The sequence below is a fragment of the Nocardia stercoris genome (assembly GCF_003696265.1).
Lineage (GTDB): Bacteria > Actinomycetota > Actinomycetes > Mycobacteriales > Mycobacteriaceae > Nocardia > Nocardia stercoris.
Genome location: NZ_RFFH01000001.1, coordinates 658,104 through 680,714, shown reverse-complemented (window position 1 = coordinate 680,714; position 22,611 = coordinate 658,104). Strand labels below are relative to the sequence as shown.

The 22,611-nt window shown below is 67.3% G+C and carries 22 protein-coding genes, 1 other RNA gene and 1 pseudogene; 8 read left to right on the top strand and 16 right to left on the bottom strand.

Annotated elements, in window-relative coordinates; genetic code table 11:
- Positions 1–70: 70 nt before the first annotated feature.
- The 4 genes from ligA to EBN03_RS02885 all read right to left on the bottom strand — a co-directional run bounded on the left by ligA (position 71) and on the right by EBN03_RS02885 (position 5,239).
- The gene (ligA, locus tag EBN03_RS02900) at positions 71–2,062 is read right to left on the bottom strand and encodes an NAD-dependent DNA ligase LigA (protein WP_122186770.1); all 1,992 of its coding nucleotides are present in this window, start codon (positions 2,060–2,062) and stop codon (positions 71–73) included.
- 517 nt (positions 2,063–2,579) lie between these two features.
- Entirely contained in the window at positions 2,580–3,095 is a 516-nt protein-coding gene (locus EBN03_RS02895; protein ID WP_199742573.1) for an isochorismatase family protein, read from the bottom strand.
- Positions 3,096–3,142: 47 nt separating this feature from the next.
- Positions 3,143–3,967 carry an alpha/beta fold hydrolase gene (locus EBN03_RS02890; protein ID WP_122186227.1) on the bottom strand — a complete coding sequence of 275 codons (825 nt, stop codon included), beginning with the start codon at positions 3,965–3,967 and terminating at the stop codon, positions 3,143–3,145.
- Between the two features lie 255 nt (positions 3,968–4,222).
- Entirely contained in the window at positions 4,223–5,239 is a 1,017-nt protein-coding gene (locus tag EBN03_RS02885) for a GlxA family transcriptional regulator (RefSeq protein WP_122186226.1), read from the bottom strand.
- A 77-nt stretch (positions 5,240–5,316) separates the two neighbouring features.
- On the opposite strand from EBN03_RS02885, the gene EBN03_RS02880 reads away from it, so the two are divergent.
- From EBN03_RS02880 to EBN03_RS02870, 3 genes and pseudogenes are all read left to right on the top strand, one after another.
- The gene (locus tag EBN03_RS02880; RefSeq protein ID WP_122186225.1) at positions 5,317–5,931 is read left to right on the top strand and encodes a TetR/AcrR family transcriptional regulator; all 615 of its coding nucleotides are present in this window, start codon (positions 5,317–5,319) and stop codon (positions 5,929–5,931) included.
- Between the two features lie 379 nt (positions 5,932–6,310).
- Positions 6,311–6,526, top strand: a pseudogene (locus EBN03_RS34825) (ATP-binding cassette domain-containing protein); the annotation flags it as partial.
- Between the two features lie 26 nt (positions 6,527–6,552).
- Positions 6,553–8,127, top strand: a complete 1,575-nt coding sequence (locus EBN03_RS02870) for a S28 family serine protease (protein ID WP_233608075.1) — start codon at positions 6,553–6,555, stop codon at positions 8,125–8,127.
- A 780-nt stretch (positions 8,128–8,907) separates the two neighbouring features.
- Here EBN03_RS02870 and EBN03_RS02865 read toward each other — a convergent pair.
- Complete coding sequence (locus EBN03_RS02865) at positions 8,908–9,732, bottom strand: alpha/beta fold hydrolase (protein ID WP_122186222.1); 825 nt, start codon at positions 9,730–9,732, stop codon at positions 8,908–8,910.
- Between the two features lie 129 nt (positions 9,733–9,861).
- On the opposite strand from EBN03_RS02865, the gene EBN03_RS35450 reads away from it, so the two are divergent.
- The 3 genes from EBN03_RS35450 (at position 9,862) to EBN03_RS33585 (ending at position 11,081) form a co-directional block, all read left to right on the top strand.
- Complete coding sequence (locus EBN03_RS35450) at positions 9,862–10,395, top strand: helix-turn-helix domain-containing protein (RefSeq protein WP_158675513.1); 534 nt, start codon at positions 9,862–9,864, stop codon at positions 10,393–10,395.
- The gene (locus EBN03_RS35445; RefSeq protein WP_122186221.1) at positions 10,379–10,687 is read left to right on the top strand and encodes a hypothetical protein; all 309 of its coding nucleotides are present in this window, start codon (positions 10,379–10,381) and stop codon (positions 10,685–10,687) included. The genes EBN03_RS35450 and EBN03_RS35445 overlap by 17 nt, the downstream gene beginning before the upstream one ends.
- Before the next feature lie 115 nt (positions 10,688–10,802).
- The gene (locus tag EBN03_RS33585) at positions 10,803–11,081 is read left to right on the top strand and encodes a hypothetical protein (RefSeq protein WP_147471439.1); all 279 of its coding nucleotides are present in this window, start codon (positions 10,803–10,805) and stop codon (positions 11,079–11,081) included.
- A gap of 949 nt (positions 11,082–12,030) precedes the next feature.
- Here EBN03_RS33585 and ssrA read toward each other — a convergent pair.
- Both ssrA and smpB read right to left on the bottom strand, forming a co-directional pair.
- Positions 12,031–12,401: a transfer-messenger RNA gene (gene ssrA, locus EBN03_RS02845) on the bottom strand.
- 95 nt (positions 12,402–12,496) lie between these two features.
- Entirely contained in the window at positions 12,497–12,973 is a 477-nt protein-coding gene (gene smpB, locus EBN03_RS02840) for an SsrA-binding protein SmpB (protein ID WP_122186219.1), read from the bottom strand.
- Positions 12,974–13,153: 180 nt separating this feature from the next.
- Between smpB and EBN03_RS02835 the strand changes: the two genes are divergently transcribed.
- Entirely contained in the window at positions 13,154–14,362 is a 1,209-nt protein-coding gene (locus EBN03_RS02835; RefSeq protein ID WP_122186218.1) for an FAD-dependent oxidoreductase, read from the top strand.
- Between the two features lie 135 nt (positions 14,363–14,497).
- Here EBN03_RS02835 and EBN03_RS02830 read toward each other — a convergent pair whose 3' ends face one another.
- The 5 genes from EBN03_RS02830 to recQ all read right to left on the bottom strand — a co-directional run bounded on the left by EBN03_RS02830 (position 14,498) and on the right by recQ (position 19,189).
- Positions 14,498–15,340 carry an SDR family oxidoreductase gene (locus EBN03_RS02830; RefSeq protein ID WP_122186217.1) on the bottom strand — a complete coding sequence of 281 codons (843 nt, stop codon included), beginning with the start codon at positions 15,338–15,340 and terminating at the stop codon, positions 14,498–14,500.
- A gap of 110 nt (positions 15,341–15,450) precedes the next feature.
- On the bottom strand, positions 15,451–16,176 hold the full coding sequence (locus EBN03_RS02825) for a GbsR/MarR family transcriptional regulator (RefSeq protein ID WP_122186216.1): 726 nt from the start codon (positions 16,174–16,176) through the stop codon (positions 15,451–15,453).
- Positions 16,176–16,385 (bottom strand): hypothetical protein, encoded by a 210-nt coding sequence (locus tag EBN03_RS02820; protein WP_122186215.1) that lies wholly within the window; start codon positions 16,383–16,385, stop codon positions 16,176–16,178. Before EBN03_RS02820 ends, EBN03_RS02825 begins: the two co-directional genes overlap by 1 nt.
- A gap of 65 nt (positions 16,386–16,450) precedes the next feature.
- Positions 16,451–16,897 (bottom strand): helix-turn-helix transcriptional regulator, encoded by a 447-nt coding sequence (locus EBN03_RS02815; RefSeq protein ID WP_122186214.1) that lies wholly within the window; start codon positions 16,895–16,897, stop codon positions 16,451–16,453.
- A 276-nt stretch (positions 16,898–17,173) separates the two neighbouring features.
- Positions 17,174–19,189, bottom strand: a complete 2,016-nt coding sequence (recQ, locus tag EBN03_RS02810; protein WP_233608074.1) for a DNA helicase RecQ — start codon at positions 19,187–19,189, stop codon at positions 17,174–17,176.
- Between the two features lie 292 nt (positions 19,190–19,481).
- On the opposite strand from recQ, the gene EBN03_RS02805 reads away from it, so the two are divergent.
- Positions 19,482–19,826, top strand: coding sequence for a hypothetical protein (locus EBN03_RS02805; RefSeq protein ID WP_122186212.1), 345 nt, complete (start codon positions 19,482–19,484; stop codon positions 19,824–19,826).
- Between the two features lie 55 nt (positions 19,827–19,881).
- On the opposite strand, the gene ftsX is transcribed toward EBN03_RS02805, so the two are convergent.
- The 4 genes from ftsX to EBN03_RS02790 are packed head-to-tail and all read right to left on the bottom strand — an operon-like array spanning position 19,882 to position 22,550.
- Positions 19,882–20,787 (bottom strand): permease-like cell division protein FtsX, encoded by a 906-nt coding sequence (ftsX, locus tag EBN03_RS02800; RefSeq protein WP_122186211.1) that lies wholly within the window; start codon positions 20,785–20,787, stop codon positions 19,882–19,884.
- Positions 20,787–21,476 (bottom strand): cell division ATP-binding protein FtsE, encoded by a 690-nt coding sequence (gene ftsE, locus EBN03_RS02795; RefSeq protein ID WP_122186210.1) that lies wholly within the window; start codon positions 21,474–21,476, stop codon positions 20,787–20,789. The genes ftsX and ftsE overlap by 1 nt, the downstream gene beginning before the upstream one ends.
- A gap of 47 nt (positions 21,477–21,523) precedes the next feature.
- Positions 21,524–21,682 carry a hypothetical protein gene (locus EBN03_RS33980; RefSeq protein ID WP_158675512.1) on the bottom strand — a complete coding sequence of 53 codons (159 nt, stop codon included), beginning with the start codon at positions 21,680–21,682 and terminating at the stop codon, positions 21,524–21,526.
- A complete protein-coding gene (locus EBN03_RS02790) occupies positions 21,669–22,550 on the bottom strand; it encodes a mechanosensitive ion channel family protein (protein ID WP_122186209.1) in 882 nt (293 codons plus the stop codon). The genes EBN03_RS33980 and EBN03_RS02790 overlap by 14 nt, the downstream gene beginning before the upstream one ends.
- Positions 22,551–22,611 lie beyond the last annotated feature (61 nt).

Sequence of the window (22,611 nt, the reverse complement as noted above, 5' to 3'; positions counted from 1 at the left end):
CGTGAACCGACAACGGTGAACCCGCGCTGGGCGCAATCGATCTCGAGTACGCGCCCAGCGCGTTCCGGGCCTACACCACCTGGGCCTCGATCAACAGGGTCCAGATCTCGCCCTGGTCCACCACCTGTACGCCGAGCTTCTCCGCCTTGGCGAGCTTGCTGTCGCCGACGCCCGCGCCGGTGATCAGCATGTCGGTGTTCGCCGACACCGAGGATGCCGTTGTGGCCCCCGCCTTTTCGCACAGCCGCTGGAAGGTCGGGCGGGCGACCTTCTCGCCCGAGCGCGGGTCGCTGATCGCACCGGTGATCACGACCGTCTTGCCGGCGAGGGGTGCGCCGGCGGCGACGACCGGGGGCAGGTCCTCCTCGCGAACATCCAGCGACACCCCGGCTTCGCGCAGACGCTGCAGTTCCGGGCGCAGCCGGGTGAGATGGGCGACCAGAGACGCGGCGACCTTCGGACCGATGTCCTCCACGGCGACGAGCTTCTCCTCGCCCGCGTCGGCGACCTCTTCCAGCGAGCCGAATCCGGCGCGGGCCAAGCGGGCGGCGGTGCCGTCGGACGCCATCGGGATGGCCAGGCCGATCAAGGCCCGGCGCAGTCCGACCTGGCGGCTCGCGTCGATCGAATCGATCATGCGCTGCGCGGAAACCTCACCCATGCGGTCGAATTCGAGCAGGCGCTCCTTGGTCAAGGTGTAGAAGTCGGCCGGACTCTCCAGATCGCCGGACTCGGCGAGGCGCTCGATCCACACGCCGCCGACCGCGTCGATGTCGGCCGCCGCCCGGGAGGCCCAGTGGATCAGCCGGCGCACCGTCTGCGCGGGGCAGGACACGTTGGTGCAGAACAGTTCCCGGCTGTTGCCCTGTTCGATGACCGGCTGTCCACACGACGGGCAGGCGGTGGGCGGCACGATCTCGATCTCCGCGCCGGTGCGCGCGGAGGCGTCGAGAACGCCTGCCACGAAAGGGATCACGTCGCCGGCGCGGCGCACCAGAACCGTGTCGCCGACCTTGATGTCGCGGGCGCGGATCACCTCCTGGTTGGCGAGCGTGGCCTTGGTGACCGTGGTGCCGCCGACGAACACCGGCTCCAGCCAGGCGACCGGCACGATCTTTCCGGTCTTGCCGACATCCCAGATCACCTCGCGCAGCAGCGTGGTCTTCTCCTCGGCCGCGAACTTGAAGGCCAGCGCGCCACGCGGGGAGTTCGATCGAGTTCCGGCCGCCGCGTACGCCTTTCGGTCCGCGAGCCGCAGCACCGCGCCGTCGAGGTCGTAGTCCAGGTCGTTGCGCTCCTTCTCGATCGCGTCGATGGCCGCCTGCGCCTGGCCGGCGTCGGCACAGTGCCGCATCCGCGCACCCGCGAACCCCAGCGTCCGCAGGCCGTCTTCCAGATCGAGCGCCCCCTCGCCCTCGGAGGTGTCCAGGTCGAAACCGAGGAACTGCAGGCGCCGCTCGGCCACGGTCGCCGGATCCTTCGCCCGCAGCGTGCCGGCGGCGGCATTGCGCGGATTGATCAGCGGCTTGTCCGGATGCGCGGCGTTGTAGGCGGCGAAGGTCGAGCGCAGCATGACCGCCTCACCCCGCACCTCCACCCGGCCGGGTAGGTCGATGCGATCGGGCACACCGTCGACCAGCGCGCGGACCAGCATGGTCACGTCGTCACCGGTGGTGCCGTCGCCGCGGGTCACCGCCCGCGCCAGCCGCCCGTCCTCGTACACCAGCGACAACGACAGGCCGTCGAGTTTCGGCATGACCACCACCGACTGCCCGGGAAAGCGATCGAGAAACGCCACGACCTGCTCGTGCTTGGTCGCCTTCTCCAGCGACAGCATCGGCCGCGCGTGCCGCACCGGCGCGTGCAGCACGGCCGGCGCACCCACCTGATCCAGCGGATTCGGCTCGGGCGTCAACTCCGGATGCGCCTCGATCAGCGCCCGCAGCTCGTCCTCGACAGCGTCGTACTCCGCATCGGCGACCAGCGGCGCCCCCTGGTAGTAGGCGTCGCGCAGTGCAACGATCCGCCCAGCCAGCTCTTGAATACGTTCCCCTGTTTCCACACCCCAGACGGTACCGACACCCACCGACAAGAAAAGCCCCTCACCTGGAGGGGCCTCGAGTGGGCCTAACGCTCCACAACGCGAACACCCCGACTGCGGTCGGGCCGCAGATCCGGGTCCAACCGGTCGGCACCCGCGCGGCGAGCGCGGTTCGATAACGCAAACCGTCGAGTGGTGGTCCACGGTCGCGCGACTGCGGATCGCCCGCTCAGCGGCAGCGCTCACTCGAGCCCAGTAGAGCCATGGCGAGGGCCATAGAGCAGCCCCTGACCGAACCGGTCGACTAGCGGGAATTGGATGGCTGCTACCAGTGTCTGTGAGCGTTCCTAAAGACAGCCCATCGTTCAACAGCTGGCCCGCACTGACGTTCCTGCCGATGCCCACGTGAATACGAAGCCCTATGTCCGAGTGCCTCGAGCGCGCTCGGACATAGGGTCTCGTGCGCGAGCTGACCCAGCGGCCTGTCCGAATGCTCCTCCCGTAGTCCAACGACTGCGTGGTTGCGGTCAGCCGGCGACTATTCGACCAGGGAGTGCGAGCCGTCGCCCCGGGCAGCTCCGATGGCCCGTTTGCGTCGGAAGTGGTCGTTGATGATCACTCGATACAGGTCGGAATCGGAGCGTGCCCAGTTGCGCATCAGCTCACAGCCGAGCGCCAGTGCGGTGATCGGCTGAGCACCGGCCCGCACCATGCGGGTGACCGCCACGTCGTGCGTCACCGCCGATACGCCACCGACAGCGTCGAGGACGGGGGAGATCTCGTAGTCCTCGCGCAGCATGTCGAGGGTCGGAAACGCAAGGCAGACTTCGGTCCACAGGCCGGCCATGACGATTTTTCGGCGGCCGGTGGCTTCGACTGCTGCCCGGAAGTCGGCGTCCTCCCAGGCATTGACTCCGGTGCGGTCGATCTCGGTGACATCGGGAAGCTCGTCGAGAATCGCCGGGTTGGTCGGCTCGTTGACGCCCATGTCCACCGCGACGGTTGTCACGATTGTCGGGATCATGTAAGCGTGCGCGAGCTTGGCGAGGGTCACCGCGCCGAGGTCGATATCCGCCCCGAGCCTCGAGGCGTGAGCCCTGCTCAGGATCGAATGAAGGCGAGCAGGTCGGCGTTGATGGTGGCGGCTTCGGTGGTCGGCATGCCGTGCGGGAAACCCGGGTAGGTCTTCAGCGTGCTATTGGGCAGCAGTTCGGCCGAGCGGATGGCGGAGTCCTGGATGGGAACCACCTGGTCGTCCTCGCCGTGCAGGACCAGAACCGGGATGGTGATCTTGGTGAGTTCCTCGGTGAAGTCGGTCTGGGAGAAGGCGACAACGCCGTCGTAGTGCGCCTTGACGCCGCCGGCCATGCCTTGGCGCCACCAGTTGGCGATCACGCCTTCCGACGGCTGCGCGCCGGGCCGGTTGTAGCCGTAGAACGGTCCCTCGGCGAAGATACGGAAGAAGTCCGAACGGCGGGTGGCGACCTGCTGCTGGATATCGTCGAAGACCGACTTGTCCAGTCCGCCAGGGTTGTCGGCGGTCTTGACCATGATCGGCGGCACGGCACTGATCAGCACGGCCTTGGCTGCTCGGTCTTGTCCGTGGCGCGACAGGTAGCGGACGACTTCTCCGCCGCCGGTGGAATGACCGACGTGTACCGCGTCCGACAGATCGAGATGCGTGACGACCGCGGCCAGATCGTCGGCGTAGTGATCCATGTCGTGGCCGTCGGCGACCTGTGCGGAACGGCCGTGGCCGCGCCGGTCGTGGGCGATCACCCGGAAACCGTGGGACACGAAGAACATCAGCTGTGCGTCCCAGTCGTCGGAGGACAGGGGCCAGCCGTGGCTGAAGACGATCGGCTGCCCGCTGCCCCAGTCCTTGTAGTAGATGTCGACGCCGTCGGACGTGGTGATTACGGGCATAAGGACTCCTTCTCATCGGGTACTCGTTGCGTCGCCCGAGGGCTCGCCGAGACGATTGGAACCGGCAGGATCACCGGGCTTCTGAACGAATGGTTCCGGATCAGTGTGTCCGATTCGATACCCCGTGCGCCCCGCTCTATGGGCCATAAATACCGCATTTTCCGCCATGCGATCTCCGCCAGGTCCGGGGTGGTCAGGCGAGGCGCGGGCGGGATCTGGAGGTGAAGTCGCGTCACAGGCCAGCAAGCCGCTCGATCAGGACACTGCAAGCTCGACGTCGTCCGACAGCAGGCCCGCCGTAGAGCCTGTGGTGCGGAATCGCTGCTGGTATTTGCGCGGCGAGATGCCCAGCCGCGCGATGAAGGCGCGACGCAGGGCTTCACTGTTGCCGTATCCGGCGGCAACGGCGGCTTCGGTCACGGAATGCCCGGCGTGCAACAGGTCTCGCGCGGTGCAGAAGCGGACGAATCCCACGTACTCCGCGGGCGAGCGCTCCAGTTCGGCGCGAAAGAGCCTGGTCAGGTGACGCGGGCTGACTCGGGCGTGCGTGGCCAGGGTCTGCACGGTGTGCGGATGGGCCGGGTCCGCGCAGATCAGGTCCACCGCGCGACGCACCAGCGCGCTGCGTGGCGTGGGCCCGTTGAGTGCGGCCGAGAATTGCGACTGTCCGCCCGCACGCTGCATATACACCACCAGCGATTGCGCCACCCGCCGCGCCACGTCCGGGCCGTGGTCGTCCTCCACCATGGCCAGCGCCAGATCCACCCCGGCGGCCACCCCCGCTGAGCTGTACAGGTTTCCGTCACGGACGAAAATGGCATCTGGGCGCACGTCGATGGCCGGATACCGGCGGTCCAGTTCCCCGGTGAACTTCCAGTGCGTAGTCGCTCGGCGACCGTCGAACAAGCCGAGCGCGGCCACCACGAATGCGCCGCTGCAGATCGAGGCCAAGCGCCGTGTCCGAGCCGAGAGCGAGCGGGCCGCGTCCAGTACCTGCTCGGTCACGAATCGGGCGGGCGGCAATTCGCTGCCCGGAATCACGACGGTGTCGAAACGCCCCGGATCGTCCGCCGCCCCGTTGACCTCGATCCGAGTGCCGATCGAGGTCTGCACCGGACGCCCGTCCGGCGACAGCACGACCACCTCGTAGTCGGAAACCGTCTGATTGGCCTCCACGAAAACCTCGGCCGGACCTACGAAGTCGAGCATCTTGACACCGTCGAACACCAGGAACCCGATGCGCTTGCGCGGAGAGCCCGCAAAGGAGGACATGTCACCCAGTATTATGGAGGGACGCCTCCATAACAAGTGGGCGGCATCGCCGCACGTAGATTGGTACGGTGACCGTCATGGGACGGCCGAGACAATTCGACGAATCGAATCTGCTCGACGTCGCGATCGAGCAGTTCTGGTCCAACGGCTTCGACGACACGTCGGTGGAGGACATCTCGCAGGTCGCCGGCGTCGGCAATGGAAGCATCTACGCGGCCTACGGCAACAAGCGCGGGCTGTTCTTGGCCGCGTTCGCCCGCTATTGCGATCGGCGGGCCGCCTTCGTCCGCGAAACTGTACTCGCCGCACCGGGTTCCACGAGAGCGGCCGTCCTCGCACTGTTGTGCGCCATCGTCGAGGACTGCGCCGCACAACCCCATCGCCGCGGGTGCCTGATGATCAACAGTGTGGCCGCGCTGGGCACGCGGATCCCGGAGGTCGCCGACATCGGTGCCCGGACCACCACCGCCATGGAGGACGGGGTGAGCGAGCGGCTGCGCCGAGCCGCGCCCCCTGCCGATCAGGCCGCGATTGCTGTGCTCAGCGCGCACATCATCCTGGTGTCACAAGGATTGATCCAGTTCAGCCGTCTCAACGTGCCGCGCGCCCGCCTGTACGACCTCGCCGAGGTGTCCCTGGCCACACTGCCCGCCCACTGGGCCGATCACCGCGAGCCCGGATCGGGGACGTGATCCGCCGCTACGAACACCCCACCCCGGTTCGATGATCCACGTCGAGGCCACAGCCATCACCTGAACACCCATGGTTATCGTGTGGACAATCATGGGAACCGGTAGCACGGACGGAATCCCGGTCCTCGGCCCGGTGCTGAAGGCGCTCGTACTCTGATCCGGCCGCTGGTGCTGCACCGGTTACCACGACCAACTTGACAGGCGATACCCCACCGCGACACCAGCTTTCGCCGGCAACAGGCCCTCGGCGATCTTGTCCCGGAACAGTCGCTAGCTATATCGGTGGTCGGCCGATCGGGTGGCCCTTCCCCCCGTTCGGGGGAGACGATCGGCGCGGACGGGGGAGGTTTTTCCCGGCGCTCACGGCGAGACTGGGGCTATGACCACGATCGAGGCGCGGCAGCTCAGCGAGGAATACGACCGGACCAGAGCCGCCGACCATGTCACTCTCGACGTGCTACCGGACCAGGAGACCGCTTTCCTCGGCCCGAACGGCGCCGGGAAATCGACGGCGATGCGACTCGTCTTCGGATTGGAGCATCCCGCCTCCGGCACAGCCACCGTGGGGGGCCAACGGTGCGCGGTGGCTACGCAACTGCAGCGGCTGCCGCAAGTCCGCGTGTGCATGACGGATCCAGCCTTGCTGCGAGCGACTCTGGCGCGCGGCGGAATCGAACCGGTCCCCGAAGGATCGGATCACTGGCTGATGCCCAGCGAACAGGCGGACCGGCTCGGACCGATGTTGTGCAGCGCCGAGGTTCCAATTCTCGAGCTGACCGATCGGCAAACCACATTGGAGCAGGCGCTCCGGGCACCGACCGCTACCGCGGCGGACTACACAGCGAGCGCGAAGAAGGCGGCATGACATCCATGCGCAGTCCACTCAGTGCCGTTGCCGTTGCCGTTGCCCTCGTATTCGCCCTGCTGCTACCGGGCACCGCCGCGTGTTCGCGTGCGGACGACATCCGGACTACGCTGCAAGGCATTCCGGGCCTGACGATATCCGGCGAGAAGCCCGTACCCGACGGCCGTTTCTTCCTCCTCACCTACCGCCAACCGATAGATCATGATCACCCCGAACGCGGCTCCTTCGACCAGCGACTGACGTTGCTGCACCGATCCACCACTAAACCGATGGTGCTCTACACCGGCGGCTACGACCTGAACCCGGATCCTGCATACCGCGCCGAACCCACCGAACTCTTGGCGGCCAATCAAATCGTCACCGAGCAACGATATTTCGGCAAGTCCCTTCCACTGCCAACGGACTGGACCAAGCTCGACATCCGCCAGGCAGCCGCCGACCACCACCGCATCATCGCAGCCCTCCGCCCGATCTATCGGGCCGCTTGGATCTCCGCCGGCGCCAGCAAAGGCGGAATGGCGTCGATCTACCACCGCCGCTTCTACCCCGACGATGTGACCGGCACGATCGCCTACAGTGCGCCGAACATCACCGACGACACGGACAGCTCCCCCTACGACCGTTTCGTCGCCACGGTCGGAACACCCGAATGCCGCGCCGCGCTCGCCTCTGCTCAACGGGAAGTCCTGGTGCGCCGCAGTGAGATCGACGATCGCCTGAGTACATGGACACAGCAGTCCGGCTATACCGTCGACACCGTCGGCGGTATAGATCGCATGCTGGAGTTGATCGCACTGCAGGTGCCGATGTACTTCTGGATGCACGACAGCCCGGCCGACTGCCCGAGCATCCCGTCCGCCACAGCAACCACCGACGCGCTGTACGCCTGGCTGCGTCAGCTGACTCAGCCGGAGTCCTACGTCGACCAAGGCTTGGCGATGGCCCTGCCGTCGTTCTACCAGCTCGGCACACAACTCGGCACGGCGCGCTTTGCGCCACCCGAACTTGCCGGCCTGCTGCGCTACCCCGGAATTCAGGACATGCGAACCTATGTGCCGCAACAGATTCCACTGACCTTCGATCCGAACGCCATGCCGGATATCGACCAATGGGTTCGCCGATACGGGGCGGGACTTCTGTTCGTCTACGGCGAATACGACCTCGCCCGCGCAAAGCCGTACCGGCTCGGCCCCGGAACGAGAGACTCCGCCGTGTACATAGCCCCGGCTACCAATCACCTCGCCCGGCTCGCGAATCTGACCGATTCGGACCGTGCCGCGGCCGTCTCGACGCTGATGGGATGGGCGTCCGGCGACCATACGGCCCGATGAGCCACGATGGGCGTCAGCGACCTCTCACGATGCAACGCCTCCGACTGTTCCGGCGTGGGTGTGATGCCCCTCGCGAGTGCGGTTGCGACCGATTTCGGTTACGCCCGAGGTCCTGGTGAAGGTTCGGTCACCGTCCGCTCGCCGCGACCGGGGCCACCACCGAACTGTTGGCCGGACCCAGCTCCGTTGACATAGTGGCTGACACTGTTACCTCCGCTGAGTAGTCGGGCACCCCACTGTCGCCGGGTCCTCGGGCCAGCCGAGCAACTAGATCATCTGCGGCAGCTCGCCCAAGTGCCACGACTGACGGTGTTGCAGCGCGCCCTCGCCGCTGCTGCTCCCTCACCTTTCAGCGAGTGCGGCACCGATCTTCGCGGGAATACAGGCACGTGAGGACCCAGTTCGTAATTGATCGATGGTCGACGTCCGTGCGCTCGCATTCGGCGGATGACACCCGATTACCTCGCCGGTGTCGGCCCCACCTGCTCGCCGATGCCCTGTGCCATGTCAGAGGGCCGGATCAGGGCTGCCCGGATTCGGGCGATGCAGGTGTTCATCGCCGCCCACATGGCAGGGCTCAACCGGACGCGCTGCCGTTACCGACAACCGTCGAGAAGTCGACTCCGGTAGCGGTGAATTGGGCGGCGAGTCCGTCGTGTCGCGGTGACGGCACGACGGTGTTCACCAACAACGGGATGAGGCGTCCTTGGATGCTCGTGTCGTGGAGCGTTGGACCACGATTTCCGGCAACGACCCCGGCAATCGCTGGGGCCGTTGCCGTTACAGCGAGGCGGCGAAGGAAGTTATTGCCTCGGCGTAGGCCTCCGCTTCGCTGAGATACAGGCCGTGGCCGGCGCCGGGCAGCACCGTGAGCGATGCGTTCGGGATCAGTTCCGCGCAGCGGCGGCCCGTCAGGTCCAGCGGGTTGTTGATGTCGGCGTCGCCCTGGATGATCAGGGTCGGCAGCACGACGTCCGGCAATTCGGCGGTCAGGTCCACGCCCATATTGGTTTCGAGGGTCGCCAGCATGACCGGGACCGGCGTGTCCACCATCTGGCGGCGGATGCTGTCGACCAGCGTCGCCGAGATCGCGCGGGTGGTGCCGAAGAAGTCCTCGGGCCGCCACGAGTCGAGCATGGCGCCGATGTCCGTACGGACGAGCTGCCGCATCATATCTACCGCTTCCAGAGGGATACCCGCCGGATTCGCGGAAGACTGCGCCAGCATCGGGGCGCTCGGAGCGCTGAGCACCAGGCCGGCGACCCGCGCGCTGCCCTGCCTGCTGAGGTACCTGACCGCCTCGGCGCCGCCGAGAGAGTGGCCGACCAGCAGCACGTCGCGCAGGTCGAGGGCATCGAGCAGAGCGCTCAGGTCGTCGGCGAGTGTGTCCAGATCGCACCGCAGTTCGGCGATATCGGAGCGGCCGTGGCCGCGGCGGTCGTAGGCGACGCAGCGGAAGCCGGCATCCAGGAATTCGGGCAGAAGGTTGTCCCACATACCCTTGTGCACACCCCAGGCATGGGTGAAAACGACCGGCATGCCCTCGGCGTTGCCCCAGTCGGTGAAATGGATGCTGGTGCGGTCTTCGGTCTCGATGAACGGCATGATCCTCCAATCGATGCGTGCGGCCCGGTGCGGGCCAGCGCATTTCGAGCATCGGGCCACCGAGGGGTCGGAGTCGACTACCTGTCAGGTAGTCGACACGCCGAACTGCCGCACCCTACGCTCGGCGGTATGACCCCGACTCGAGCCCATGTCGGACCGATGGTGCGCCGCCACCGCGAACGCGCTCGGTTCAGCCAGATGGCCCTGGCCCTCGAAGTCGGAGTGTCGACCCGCCACCTCGGTTTCGTCGAGCTGGGCAGGTCCCGGCCCAGCCCTGAGTTGCTGATGGCCATTGCCGAGTGCCTGGATGTGCCCCTGCGCGAGCGCAACGAATGGCTGCTCACCGCCGGTTACGCACCCCGCTACGCTCAGTCGGGCCTGGACGCTCCGGCCATGCAGCGGATGCGATCCGCCCTGCAGACGTTCTTGGACGGGCAGGACCCCTATCCAGCCGTCGCGCTCGACCGCGGCTGGAACGTACAGCTGACGAACCGTGCCGCACAGCGGCTCACCGATCCCCTGCCCGCACACGTCGTGGAGCCGGCCCGCAATGTCTTCCGGATCGCCCTGCACCCGGACGGATTTGCCTCCCGCAGTCCAAATTTCGCCGATTGGTCGCCCTACGTCCTGCGCAACCTCGATCGGGGTGGCCGGGCGTACTGACGACCCCGCCCTCCGCGCCCTGGCCGTCGAGGCGCAGTCCTGGCCCGGCGTTCCCGCGCGCAAGAGCTGGTCCGATCCCGCCCCCACGGATTCCGACAGCCCGGTCCTCACCTGGCGGATTCGCCTGCACGGCCGGGACCTCGCCCTGTTCACCATCATGAGCGTCGTCGGCACCCCGTGGGAGATCGGCCTGTCCGAACTGACCATCGAGACCTTCGTCCCGGCCGACCCGGACACCCACGACATCCTCTGGGAGTGGTCCCGCACCTCCCACCCTGACACAACGGCATGACACCGCTGCTCAGAAGTCTCTGCGGCGCAAGGTTTCCCATCCGGCCCAGATCGCCGCGGCCGCCCAGACGCCGGTGACCGCGAGACCGTCCAGGGGCCGAGTGTTCCCGGCGGGCATGGACGAGAACCTGGCGGCCCGCACGGTCGGGAAGGAACTGGATCAGGCCGCTGTGGCGAGTGACATCGCCGAGCGTAAACGACAGCAACAGTACAACGGGCACAAGAACGCCCATGGCGGCCGCGGCGTTCCGGAAAACCTCTTCTGGTCCACGTCAGCGCCCGCTTCCCGGCAATCTCGGACACCACCACCTGAACCTGCGCTCTCGATCCTCATCCAGCTTCGGCGGGCATCATGGGCGCGTGGCGCCGCACCCGATGTTCGCCAGATCTCTTGAGGCACAACACCTGGCTTCGAGCTCGTCTCAGGTGCGGATTGTCCAGTGGGGGTGGCCTTACCGTTGACATGACCGTCGTCGGCGCTATGTACCCACTGCGTGCCCTCGCGTAGAGGTCGTCCCGCCTTGATCCGGCACGGCACCCCTGCCACGCCGTTGCTGCACGGCAATCCCATCGACGTTGGCTGGCCGCAGTTCTTGTGCCGGTCGCCGGTGAACTCGTTGCGCGCCAGGAACACCGGCAGGCCGCCGTCGGCTGTACCGCCAATCGTGCGGTTCGCGTAGGTTCGCTCGACGGTGACGCCTTCGGGACATCGGAACACGTTCTCACGCAGGCGGTTCGGCCGGCTTCCATCGCTCGAACTCGATCACTGCTCCGACAACAGGTGGCGTAGTCATCTCGCGGTCCCACTGTTCGGTCGCTCGGGCATTCTCGCGGGCTACCCGCTCCGCTTCCTCTCGCACCCAGCGAAGATGGGATCCGCACGATGACGGCGCTGGCCGACGGAGCCGGGGCGCTGGTCCCGCAGTCGGGGCACAGACCGATCCAAACGAGTTGGTGTGATCGCGTCCGGATACGAGCCGCCGCGTCCGTCGGCGACGACCCATTGGTTCGGTGCGTCGACGCGTCGCAAGACGACGACGGCACCGTCACCCTGTCTGGCGACTTTTCCCGCACCTCACGCCCAATGGGCTCCGGCGCAACGCCGCGTCGCTGACGACCACGAGCGGGCGCCCATGCACGCCGGCCCAGCGCCAACTCGTCCACTGGACGGCCACGACCACGCTCGACGACTCGGCCATCTGTTCGACGACGACTTAGACGACGTGACCGACCAGACGGGCGAAGGTCTGCGTGCCGTGTCACTGAAATGTGGGCAAAATGTGGGCAAGAATCCGCCCGCGAGGCATAAAAGGGCCCCTGACCTGCGAAAGGTCAGGGGCCCAAAGGTGGAGCTGCCGGGAATCGAACCCGGGTCCTCCGCCGTGTCTCCAGGGCTTCTCCGTGTGCAGTTCGCTAGGCCTCTGCTCGGATCTCCTGGTCACGCGAACAAGCCAGGATGACGATCCCAGTCGCTGTTGGATGTCCCGTCCGCCCCCGCGACCGGGGCGGACGGTAGAGCCCTCTAGCTGATGCCAGGGACCGGGTCGAGGGCGGACCCGGGCTGACAGACACGCTTCGTTGCTTAGGCAGCGAGAGCGTAGTCGCGCTGATGAGAATCGGCGCTTATAAGGTTGCAGCGACGCTTACGGTGGTCATCTGCCTGCACCGACACGCTTCCCCTGAATCAACGCACGCAGTCGAAACCGTTCAGCCCCGTGTGGTGATCCAGTGCCCGGCTGGTGACCGGACAACTGATCTTAACATCGGCCGGCAATCGAATATTCCACCCGACATGCCTGCGACCGGCGGATCAGCCGCGCATACCCTTGATCCGGCGGCCCACCTCGCGGGTCACCTCGCGCTCGACGGTCCGGCGCAGCGAGTCCTGGCGCTTGTCGTAGTCCTGCTTGCCCTTCGCGAGAGCGAGCTCGACCTTGACCTTGCCGTCGGAGAAGTACATCGACAGCGGGACCAGGGTCTGCGACGACTCCTTGATCTTGCCGGTCAGCTTGTCGATCTCGCGGCGGTGCAGGAGCAGCTTGCGGGTGCGGCGCGGCGTGTGGTTGGTCCACGAACCGTGGCCGTACTCGGGAATGTGCAGGCCGCGCAGCCAGACCTCGCCGTCGTCGATGCTGGCCCAGGCGTCCACCAGCGACGCCTTGCCCTCCCGCAGGCTCTTGACCTCGGTACCGACCAGCGCGACGCCCGCTTCGTAGGTGTCGATGATCGTGTAGTTGTGCCGCGCCTTGCGGTTGGTCGCGATGACCTTCCGCCCCTTCTCTTTCATAACGTCCAACAATAATTGCCCGCCGCCACCGAATATTCCCGGCTGCCGGGGACCCGCCGCCGGCCGGGCGTCCAGGAGCAGTGACGCCACCCGAGCCGGGGCGATCGGGGTGGTCTGCCACCGCGACCGGCCCGCACGACAACGTGGTCGAGCCATGTCGTCCGCACCTAGAATTCGGGCATGACACGTGCTCTGCACAGCCAGGTTTGTGTCGTCGGTGGCGGTCCCGCGGGCTTGCTTCATGCCCTTTTACTGGCGCGTGCGGGGATCCGCGTCGTCGTCTTGGAGAAACACAACGACTTCCTCCGCGATTTCCGCGGCGACACCGTGCATCCGAGCACCCTGCGGATCATGGATGAACTGGGGTTCATCGACGAATTCCTGCGCCTGCCGCACACGAAGATCGACCATGTCGCCTTCGATCTCGACGGCTCGATCCGAACCTTCGGCAACTTCCGTGCGCTCGAGTGGCTCGGTTTCCGGCAGCCCTATGTCGCTTTGATGCCGCAGTGGGACTTCCTCGATTTCCTCGCGGAAAAGGCTTCCGGCTACGAGGAATTCACCCTGATCCGCAACGCCGAGGCAGTGGACCTGATGTTCGATGGAGATCGGGTGACCGGGGTGCGAACGGCGGAACTGGAGGTGCGTGCCGAGTTGGTCGTTGGTGCGGACGGGCGTAACTCCGCGGTCCGGGCAGCGGCTGGGCTGCGGACGGCCAGCGCGCACTCCCCGATGGACGTGTTGTGGTTTCGGCTCAAATACCGGCCCGGCGATCCGCAGGAGCTTTTCGCGGTGATCCGCAAGGGGCTGATGATGGTCATGATCTACCGCGGCGACTACTGGCAGATCGGTTATGCGGTGCCCAAGGGATCGAACCCCCGGGGTGGCTCGCTGGAGACGTTCAAACAGCGGATCGTCGCCGCGCAACCGCGACTGGCCGACCACGTCGACGACCTGCGCTCCTGGGACGACACCAGCGAGCTGGACGTGCGGGTGGACCGGCTCGATACCTGGTGGCGCACGGGCCTGCTGTGCATCGGCGACGCGGCGCACGCCATGTCGCCGGTCGGCGGGGTCGGCATCAACCTCGCTGTCGCCGATGCGGTGGCCGCAGCCGACATCCTCTGCACCCCATTGCGCGAAGGCCGAGTCACCGACGCCGACCTCGCCAAGGTGCAGCGCCGGCGCGAGCTGCCCACCCGGGTTATCCAGGCCGGTCAGGTGTTCGTTCAGGACAAGGCGATCGCACCCAACCTGAACGGTGACCTGTCCCCGATTCGCGTCCCGCGGATCATCGGCCGGGGTCCGCTGCAGTACGTTCCGTCGATCGTGGTCGGACGGGGTCTGCGCCCCGAGCACGTACGCACTCCCGACGTCCACACCGGCTAGCCGAACCAGCCGGTGGTGGCGTGATCAGGGGTGGTACCCGCACCGAGGGCGGTCAGCGCGCCGAACGCGAGGGGCGGTGGCCGCACCCCCGTGCGGCGAACGTGTGCGCGATGAATCACGTCGGGCGACCTGCCGCTAGCTGGCGTCCATGAGCAAAGACGCCACGCGGGCCGGGGCGACCGCCTCGATCAGGCCGAGCAGGGTGACGTAACGCGGCTGCACGGCGACCGGGCGGGTCCGGATCGCGTCCACGATCCATTCGGCCGCGCGATCGGGACGCAGCGCCGGGCTTTCCCGGAAGTCGGTGGTGGGCTCGATCATCGGGGTGCGGACCAGCGGAAAGTGGACCGCGGTGACGGAGATGCCCAGGTCGGCGGTCTCCGCGGCCAGGCTGCGGCCGTAGGCGGTGAGGGCGGCCTTCGACGCGTGGTAGGCCGCGAACTTGGGCATGATCCCGGCCGGGACTCCCCAGGTGCCGACATTCACGATGTGCCCGTGACCTTGCTGCACCATGAGCGGCAACAGCCCGTTGGTCAGGCGCACCGGTCCGAAATAGTTGACCGCCATCACGCGCTCGAAATCGTGGAAGCGGTCCAGCGAATCGACGACGGGACGGCGGATGGACCGGCCGGCATTGTTGACCAGCACGTCGACGCCACCCCACTGCGCGCCGACCCGGGCCACCAGCTCGTCGACCTGTCCGGCATCGGTGAGGTCACAGACCAGCGCCTCCGCCTTGCCGCCGGATTCGATGATCCGGGCACAGACCTCGTCGAGTTCGGCGGCCCGGCGGGCCACGACCACCACCTCGGCACCGAGCGCGGCCAGGCGCTGTGCGGCGGCGCTGCCGATCCCGGACGAACCGCCGGTGATCAGGATGCGGCGGCCCTCGATCGGGTAGTTGCCGCGACGGCGGTCCACCCACGCCGGCCACGGCTCCAGCAGACTCAGCGAGCGCCCGAGCGACGGGAATTTCATAACGCCTCCACGTGAATTGCGGGTTCGGAGCCAACGCTAGCCCGCGTGCCCCGACGCCGGATCGGCAAGCGCCGGTGCGGGCCCGGCGACGGCGGCTGCGAATCGCCGGACTACTGCGCCTCGGGCTCGGCGTCGTCGGCGGACATCTGTTGCTTCCACTGTTCCACGGCCCGGCCGATAGCCTCGCCGACCAGTGCGAGCAGTTCGGCGGACGACTCGAATCGCGCACCGGCCGGCGTGGTGCGGCCCAGGGTCCCCGCCGCGCGGCGCGCCGACGCCATCAGCGCGTTGTTCAGTCGCAAGGTGGTGAGCACGTTCCGGAGCCAGATCTCCTCGTCGACCACGTAGTGTTCGCGCCGCTCCCCCGGCAGCCGCTCACGGCGGAGCAGGCCCAGATTCTCGAGGTAGCCGACAGCGGTAGAGATCGACGCGGGGCTGACCCCGAGCCGCTGGACCAGTTCGCCGGCGGTGAGCGCGCCGGAGTCGGTGACCTGCAGGCAGGCCAGCACCCGGGCTTCCATCTTCGGCAGTCCCTGTCGCACAAGCAGATCGGTGAATGATTCGACGATCTCCCGCACCGCGGTGGGGTCGTGGCGGCTGTCGGGCAGGTGCGGTTCGGCGGTCGGCGCGGATTTGGTCCGGCGCGCACGATCGTGGGTAGCCGCCTCGGCCCGGTCCGGAGCGTAGTTGCCGAGACCGCCGTTGCGGGTCACCTCCCGCATGATCGTGGACGCGGGCCGATTCAGGCGGCGGCCGATCTCGGCGTAGCCGAGCCCTGCCGCCAGGCCCCCGGCGATCTGCCGGCGGTCCTCGGCGGTGAGCCTGCCTCCCGGCACTACGGCTTGACCTGCAGATAGAGCAACAGGACGGCGATCCAGAACAGGATCAGGGCGACGGTGGTGACCCGCGGACGGCCGTGTGGACGGGGATGCGGGCGCAGCCACTTCGGCAGCGCCGCGACATAGGCGCGACTCGGCGGGACCGGGCCCGACATCGGGTGGGGCACGTCTCCGGCCGCTGCCGGCTGGGGCACGTTGCCGTCCATGACTCCACGCTAACCCGAAACCGGACGGCCGGGGTGCGATCCCGGATCGGCGTGGTCCGGTCGGGTCAGCGGCGGATCGGCCGGGTGACCTGCTTGGCGGTACAGGCGGGCAGGCCCTCGGTGTCGCCGGCCGCCTGGTCGCGGTAGACGCTCGGCGGGACACCGACCAGTTCGGTGAACCGGGTGCTGAACGTGCCGAGCGAGGAACAGCCGACCGTGAAACAGACCTCGGTGACACTGAGATCGCCGCGCCTCAGCAGGGCCATGGCCCGCTCGATCCGCCGGGTCATCAGATAGCTGTACGGGGACTCGCCGTAGGCCTGGCGGAACTGGCGGCTCAGGTGACCGGAGGACATGTGCGCGTCGCGGGCCAGTTCCTCGACGTTCAGCGGCTGCGCGTACTCGCGGTCGATCCGGTCCCGGACCCGGCGCAATGTGGCGAGATCGCGCAGTTGCTGTCCCCGCGCCCGCGAGACGGGTGCGGGCGTTACGGACTCACGGGCGATCGACATGTCCTTGCACACACGTCGACGGTAGGCGTGAACCCGCGCTCGCGCCAGACTGCGCACGATCGAACCCGTTCGCACTGGTCGACGCATCCAGGATCCTGTGGTGGCCTGATTCGAGTCGCCTGAGCTGCGCACCCGGTCGCGGGATGTGCCGCCGTCTCGGTTTCCTCGCCACCCTTCAGCAGCGCACCGCCGCGGGCGTCGTCTGCGCGCTGCTGACGAATCGGTGTGGCGGTTCCGGCCCATGACAACACGCTGGGGCGCGGAAACGGTTTCCGCTCAGTACATTTCGTCCGGCGGCGGCTCGAAGTCCCAGTCCGGGGGCACGTCGTCGGGCCAAGTTTCGACGGGCGCCGCGGCCGCCGCGGCCGGCTCGGCGGGCCGTCGGCCGGAGGGGGCCGAAGCGCGAGCGGGCGCGGCCGGTGCGGCCGGCTGCTCACTGCCAGATCCGCCGACGACCTCCAGCACTCCGGCACCGTACTTGGCGAGCTTGCCCTCGCCCACCCCGCTGATCGTGCCCAATGCGCGCAGGTCGGCGGGCTTGCGGGCCGCGATCTCGCGCAGCGTCGCGTCGTGGAACACGACGTACGCGGGCACGCCGCTCTCCTTCGCCACCCCGGCACGCCAGGCCCGGAGCTGCTCGAACAGGCCCGCGTCGCCGGGCGTCAGATCGGCCGCCGCCTTCGCCGCACGGGTGGACCGGGACGCCTTCGCCACCTTCACCCGCTCCGGCTCGCGCCGCATCGCGACGGTGCGGCCCTTGAACAGCACCTCGTCGCTGGCCTCGGTGAGCGTCAGGACGCCGTAGTCGCCGTGGACCGCGAGCAGGCCCTGCGCGAGCAGCTGACGAATGACGCCGCGCCACTCCACATCTCGTAGTTCGGTGCCGATGCCGAACACCTTGAGCTCGGAGTGGTTGTGCTGCACCACCTTCGGATTCGACTTGCCGAGCAGGATGTCGACGATGTGCCCGGAGCCGTAGCTCTGGCCGCGTTCCCGCTTCAAGCGCAGGACTGTGGACAGCACCTTCTGCGCGGCGACCGTGCCGTCCCAGGACTCGGGTGGGGTCAGGCAGGTGTCGCAGTTGCCGCACGGTTCCCCGGTCTGACCGAAGTAGGCCAGGAGTTGAGTTCGCCTGCACTGCACCGTTTCACACAGCGCGAGCATGGCGTCGAGGTGCAGTTGCAGCTGGCGGCGGTGGGCGGCGTCGCCGTCGGAGAGGTCGATCAGCTTGCGCTGCTGCACCACGTCGCTGAGGCCGTACACCATCCACGCGGTGGACGGGCGGCCGTCGCGCCCGGCGCGGCCGGTCTCCTGGTAGTAGCCCTCGACGGATTTGGGCAGGTCGAGGTGGGCGACGAACCGCACATCCGGCTTGTCGATGCCCATCCCGAACGCGATGGTGGCGACCATGACCAGGCCGTCCTCGCGCAGGAACCGGGCCTGGTTGGCGGCGCGGACCCGGACATCGAGCCCGGCGTGGTACGGCAGGGCGTCGATTCCGTTGCGGGACAGGAATTCCGCGGCCTTCTCCACCGAATTGCGGGACAGGCAGTAGACGATGCCCGCGTCACCGGCGTGCTCGTTCTGGATGAAGGACAGCAGTTGCTGCTCGGGCCGGTTCTTGGGCTCGATCCGGTACTGGATGTTGGGCCGGTCGAACCCGGCGACAAAGTGTTTCGCGCCGACCAGATCGAGCCGCTCGGCGATCTCCTTACGGGTCGCCTCGGTGGCCGTCGCCGTCAACGCGATCCGCGGCACCTCGGGCCAGCGTTCGTGCAGGATCGACAGGCCCAGATAGTCGGGCCGGAAATCGTGACCCCATTGGGCCACACAGTGCGCCTCGTCGATGGCGAACAGCGACACCTTGGCGCGGTCGAGCAGCTGCTGGGTCTGCTCCAGGCGGAACCGTTCCGGGGCGAGGTAGAGCACATCGAGCTCCCCGGCGAGGAACTGCCGCTCCACTTCCCGCCGCTGATCAGCGAACTGAGTGGAGTTCAGGAACCCCGCGCGCACCCCGAGCGCATTGAGCGCGTCGACCTGGTCCTGCATCAGGGCGATCAGCGGCGAGATCACCACCCCGACCCCCGGCCGCACCAGCGCCGGAATCTGATAGCACAGCGACTTGCCGCCACCGGTGGGCATCAGCACCAGCGCATCGCCACCACCGATCACCTGCTCGACGATCTCGCCCTGCAACCCCCGGAAACTGTCGTACCCGAACACCTTCCGTAGCACAGCCCGCGCCTCGGACGACTCCGATGCTTCGGTCACAGGCGGCTGCGGGGAATTCACCCTCGTCATCCTACGGACCCCCGCCGACAGATCCACCCCCGCGCACCACAGCCGCACAGGGGCCCCGACTTTTGGGGGCATGGCAGTGAGCTCGAATCGAACTACCGTCCCGGACATGACCCGACCCGCATATGCCCCGCAACCCTCGGCATCCTGGCCGGCATCAGCGTCGGCCCGCTGACGTAGCCCAGCGACGTTCCAGGTCAGCTGGTGACTCCGGGCGGGTAGCAGAGCGCGGCGCCCCCATTTTGGGGGCCTGGCAGTCCAGCCGAACCGAATTACCGTTGCCGCCATGAGAAATATCTACACCCGCGCAGCGCTCGGCGTGCTGACCGGTGCCGCGTTGAGCACTGCCGCGCTCTCCGGAACCGCGAGCGCCGACCCGGTCGCAGCCACGTACCCGACGTGCATATCGGGGCCGACGACCTTCAGCGTTCTGGTGCCGTGCGCTACCGGCAGTACCGTCCTCGACGAGGTAGTGGCGCTCGGTGTCCAGATACCACTGGGCTCTGTCGTTCTCGCCGATCAGCTTCCCGGCGGATGCCATTTGGGCTCTGCTACGACCAACGGCATGCCGTGCACCCCGAGCGGAAGCGCGGCGATACCGGCGGCGCTCGGCGGAATCAGCGTGTACTGAGTCGAATACCGCGCAACGAGTTGCCGAGGGATTCGAATCCCTCGGCAACTTCAGCTCAGTCGCGCACGTAGTAGCGCAGACTTCCGTAACCGATTGCGCCGGCGAAAACTACGCCTACTGCGATCATCCAGATTCCGGTTACCGCCACGTCCCCGTTGCTGAGGCTGGGGATTACGCCGCTGCCTACCGCGGCATTCAGGACCGGGTTGATGATCAACGGGCGGGCGGCGAACAGGGTGAGGGCGGCGAAGACCGAGCCGGCTATCGCGCCGATCAGGACTTCCAAGAGGAACGGGAGTTGGGTGTACCAGCGGGTGGCGCCGACCATGCGCATGATTTCCACCTCTTCCTTGCGGGAGAGGGCGGCTACCTGGACCATATTGGCGATCAACAACAATGAGCCCAGGGCCATCAGCGCGGCCAGACCGAAGGCGGCGTTGCGAAGGCCGTCGAACATGCTGACCAGACGATCGACGAATTCCTGGTCGCTGTGGACCTGGATCACCCCGGGGCGACTCGAATAGTTCTGCAGCAGTTTCGGGTATTGGCCGGGGTCGGTGGTCTTGACCCGCAGCGAGGCCGGGAAGTCGGTGTTCTGGATCATTTTCGCCGTCTCCGGCTGATCCTTGAACGTGACCTCGGTGGCCTCCTTCTTGGCGGCGGCGCTGTCGGTGAACTGGACGCTGGTGACGCCGGGCTGCCGGTTCAGGTCCGCCATCAGGCTCTTGCAGGGGTCCAGCGTGCAGTCGGGGTCGTTGGCGGAGACCTCGGGGTCGAGGAACAGGCGCACCTCGAGCCGGCCCAGGAACACGCTCTCGGTGTGCTGGGTCATCTGCACGGCCAGCATGCCGCCACCGAACATGATCAGCGAGACCATGGTGGTCAGCACGGTTGCCAGCGTCATGGTGACGTTGCGCCGGAAACCGGTGTAGATCTCGGTGAAGAGGAATCCGATCCGCATCAGCGACCCACCCCGTACACGCCGGTCTCGTCGTCGCGCAGCACACGGCCGCGGTCCAGCTCGATCACCCGCCGCCGCATCGTGTCCACGATGTTGTGGTCGTGGGTGGCCATGAGCACGGTGGCTCCGGTCCGGTTGACGCGTTCGAGCAGCAGCATGATGTCCTGAGTGGTCTCGGGGTCGAGGTTTCCGGTCGGCTCGTCGGCGATCAGCACCAGCGGCCGGTTCACGAACGCGCGGGCGATGGCCACCCGCTGCTGCTCACCACCGGACAGCTCGCTCGGCAACCGGTCGGCCTTGCCGGACAGGCCGACCAGGTCCAGCGCCTCGGGCACCGCGCGGTCGATGAACTTGCGATTCTTGCCGATCACTTCCAGCGCGAACGCGACGTTCTGTTCCACCGTCTTCTGCTGCAGCAGCCGGAAGTCCTGGAATACGCAGCCGATTCGCTGGCGTAACTTCGGGACCTGGCCACCGCGCAGGCGGTCGACCCGGAATCCGGCGACCGTGACCTCACCGCTGGTGGGCCGCTCGTCCTTCAACAGCAACCGCATGAACGTCGATTTGCCGGAGCCGGACGGCCCGATGACGAACACGAATTCGCCCTTGTCGATATCGACCGACACATTGTCCAGGGCAGGTCGCGTGGACGTCTTGTAGGACTTGGTGACGTTCCGCAGGGTGATCACGGGGAATCAGTCTAGCCAGGTAATAGCTTGTGGCTACCCGCCCGGCGTCAGTGCGTCATCGTTGCGGACGTCACCAGACCCGGGATCGTGTCCTTGATCGGCACGTACCCGGCGGGCTGGGCCTGCGAGGGCTTGACGAATACATAGAGCACGAACGTCGCGATCCACAGGGCGATCAGGAACGCGGTCGACTTACTGAGCTTCACTCGGTCCTCCGGACACAGTTCCGAGACCCTCGCGGCGCAGGGCGGCGGCGACCCGCGCGCGCAGTTCCCGGCTCACTTCGAATTGCTTGCCCGGCAATGTCCGGGCGACCATGCGGATGTTCATCTGGTCGACGGTGAGGTCCTCGACGCCCATCACCGACGGCTCGTCCAGCAGCAGCGATTTCAGGGTGCGGTCCTGGAAAGCCTTGGTACCCACCGCGCGCAGCACGTCGTAGATCTTGGTGAGGTCGGCGGTGGCCTTCACCGGGATGTCGATGGCCGCGCGCGCCCAGTCCTTGGACAGGTTGGTGACCTTGACGATCTGCCCGTTGGGCACGGTGATCACCGAACCGTCGGCGTTGCGAACGGTGGTGATGCGCAAGGTCACATCCTCGACGGTGCCCTCGGCGGGCTCGGACTGGCCGCCCACCGAGATCCGCACCACGTCACCGAAACCGTACTGCCGCTCGGTGATCAGGAAGAATCCCGCGAGCAGGTCCTGCACGATGCGTTGCGCGCCGAAACCGATCGCGGCGCCGAGCACCGCGGCGGGCGCCACGAGTCCGCTGAGCTGGAAGCCCATCCGCTTGAGCACTTCGAGCCCGACCAGGAAGTAGACCAGCGACAACACCACCCAGGTGACGACCTGGGCGAGGGCGTGCCGGTGTTTGGCGGCCTCGGTGCGCACCAGCGAGTCACTGGATTCGAAGCTCGCGTCGATGCGGCCGGTCAACCAGTCGCGCACGTATTGCGCGAGGCGGCTGAAGAGCACCGCGCCGACGACGAGCAGGACGATCTCGAGTCCGCTGCCGCGCATCCAGAGAGAGAAGTCGGATCCGGCCCCAGCGGCCAGGGTTTCGGTCACCATCTCATCCTCTCCCGCCTACGAGCACGGGCGCCAGCCCGTGCCGAGACGCTGACCCGGGCAG

Excerpts from the sequence above, each read along its gene's own strand:
- EBN03_RS02890 (WP_122186227.1), bottom strand. The coding sequence starts at position 3,967 with ATGCCCGTAATCACCACGTCCGACGGCGTCGACATCTACTACAAGGAC.
- EBN03_RS02885 (WP_122186226.1), bottom strand. The coding sequence starts at position 5,239 with ATGTCCTCCTTTGCGGGCTCTCCGCGCAAGCGCATCGGGTTCCTGGTG.
- EBN03_RS02880 (WP_122186225.1), top strand. The coding sequence starts at position 5,317 with ATGGGACGGCCGAGACAATTCGACGAATCGAATCTGCTCGACGTCGCG.
- EBN03_RS02865 (WP_122186222.1), bottom strand. The coding sequence starts at position 9,732 with ATGCCGTTCATCGAGACCGAAGACCGCACCAGCATCCATTTCACCGAC.
- EBN03_RS35450 (WP_158675513.1), top strand. The coding sequence starts at position 9,862 with ATGACCCCGACTCGAGCCCATGTCGGACCGATGGTGCGCCGCCACCGC.
- EBN03_RS33585 (WP_147471439.1), top strand. The coding sequence starts at position 10,803 with ATGGACGAGAACCTGGCGGCCCGCACGGTCGGGAAGGAACTGGATCAG.
- smpB (WP_122186219.1), bottom strand. The coding sequence starts at position 12,973 with ATGAAAGAGAAGGGGCGGAAGGTCATCGCGACCAACCGCAAGGCGCGG.
- EBN03_RS02835 (WP_122186218.1), top strand. The coding sequence starts at position 13,154 with ATGACACGTGCTCTGCACAGCCAGGTTTGTGTCGTCGGTGGCGGTCCC.
- EBN03_RS02830 (WP_122186217.1), bottom strand. The coding sequence starts at position 15,340 with ATGAAATTCCCGTCGCTCGGGCGCTCGCTGAGTCTGCTGGAGCCGTGG.
- EBN03_RS02820 (WP_122186215.1), bottom strand. The coding sequence starts at position 16,385 with ATGGACGGCAACGTGCCCCAGCCGGCAGCGGCCGGAGACGTGCCCCAC.
- EBN03_RS02815 (WP_122186214.1), bottom strand. The coding sequence starts at position 16,897 with ATGTCGATCGCCCGTGAGTCCGTAACGCCCGCACCCGTCTCGCGGGCG.
- EBN03_RS02805 (WP_122186212.1), top strand. The coding sequence starts at position 19,482 with ATGAGAAATATCTACACCCGCGCAGCGCTCGGCGTGCTGACCGGTGCC.
- ftsX (WP_122186211.1), bottom strand. The coding sequence starts at position 20,787 with ATGCGGATCGGATTCCTCTTCACCGAGATCTACACCGGTTTCCGGCGC.
- EBN03_RS02790 (WP_122186209.1), bottom strand. The coding sequence starts at position 22,550 with ATGGTGACCGAAACCCTGGCCGCTGGGGCCGGATCCGACTTCTCTCTC.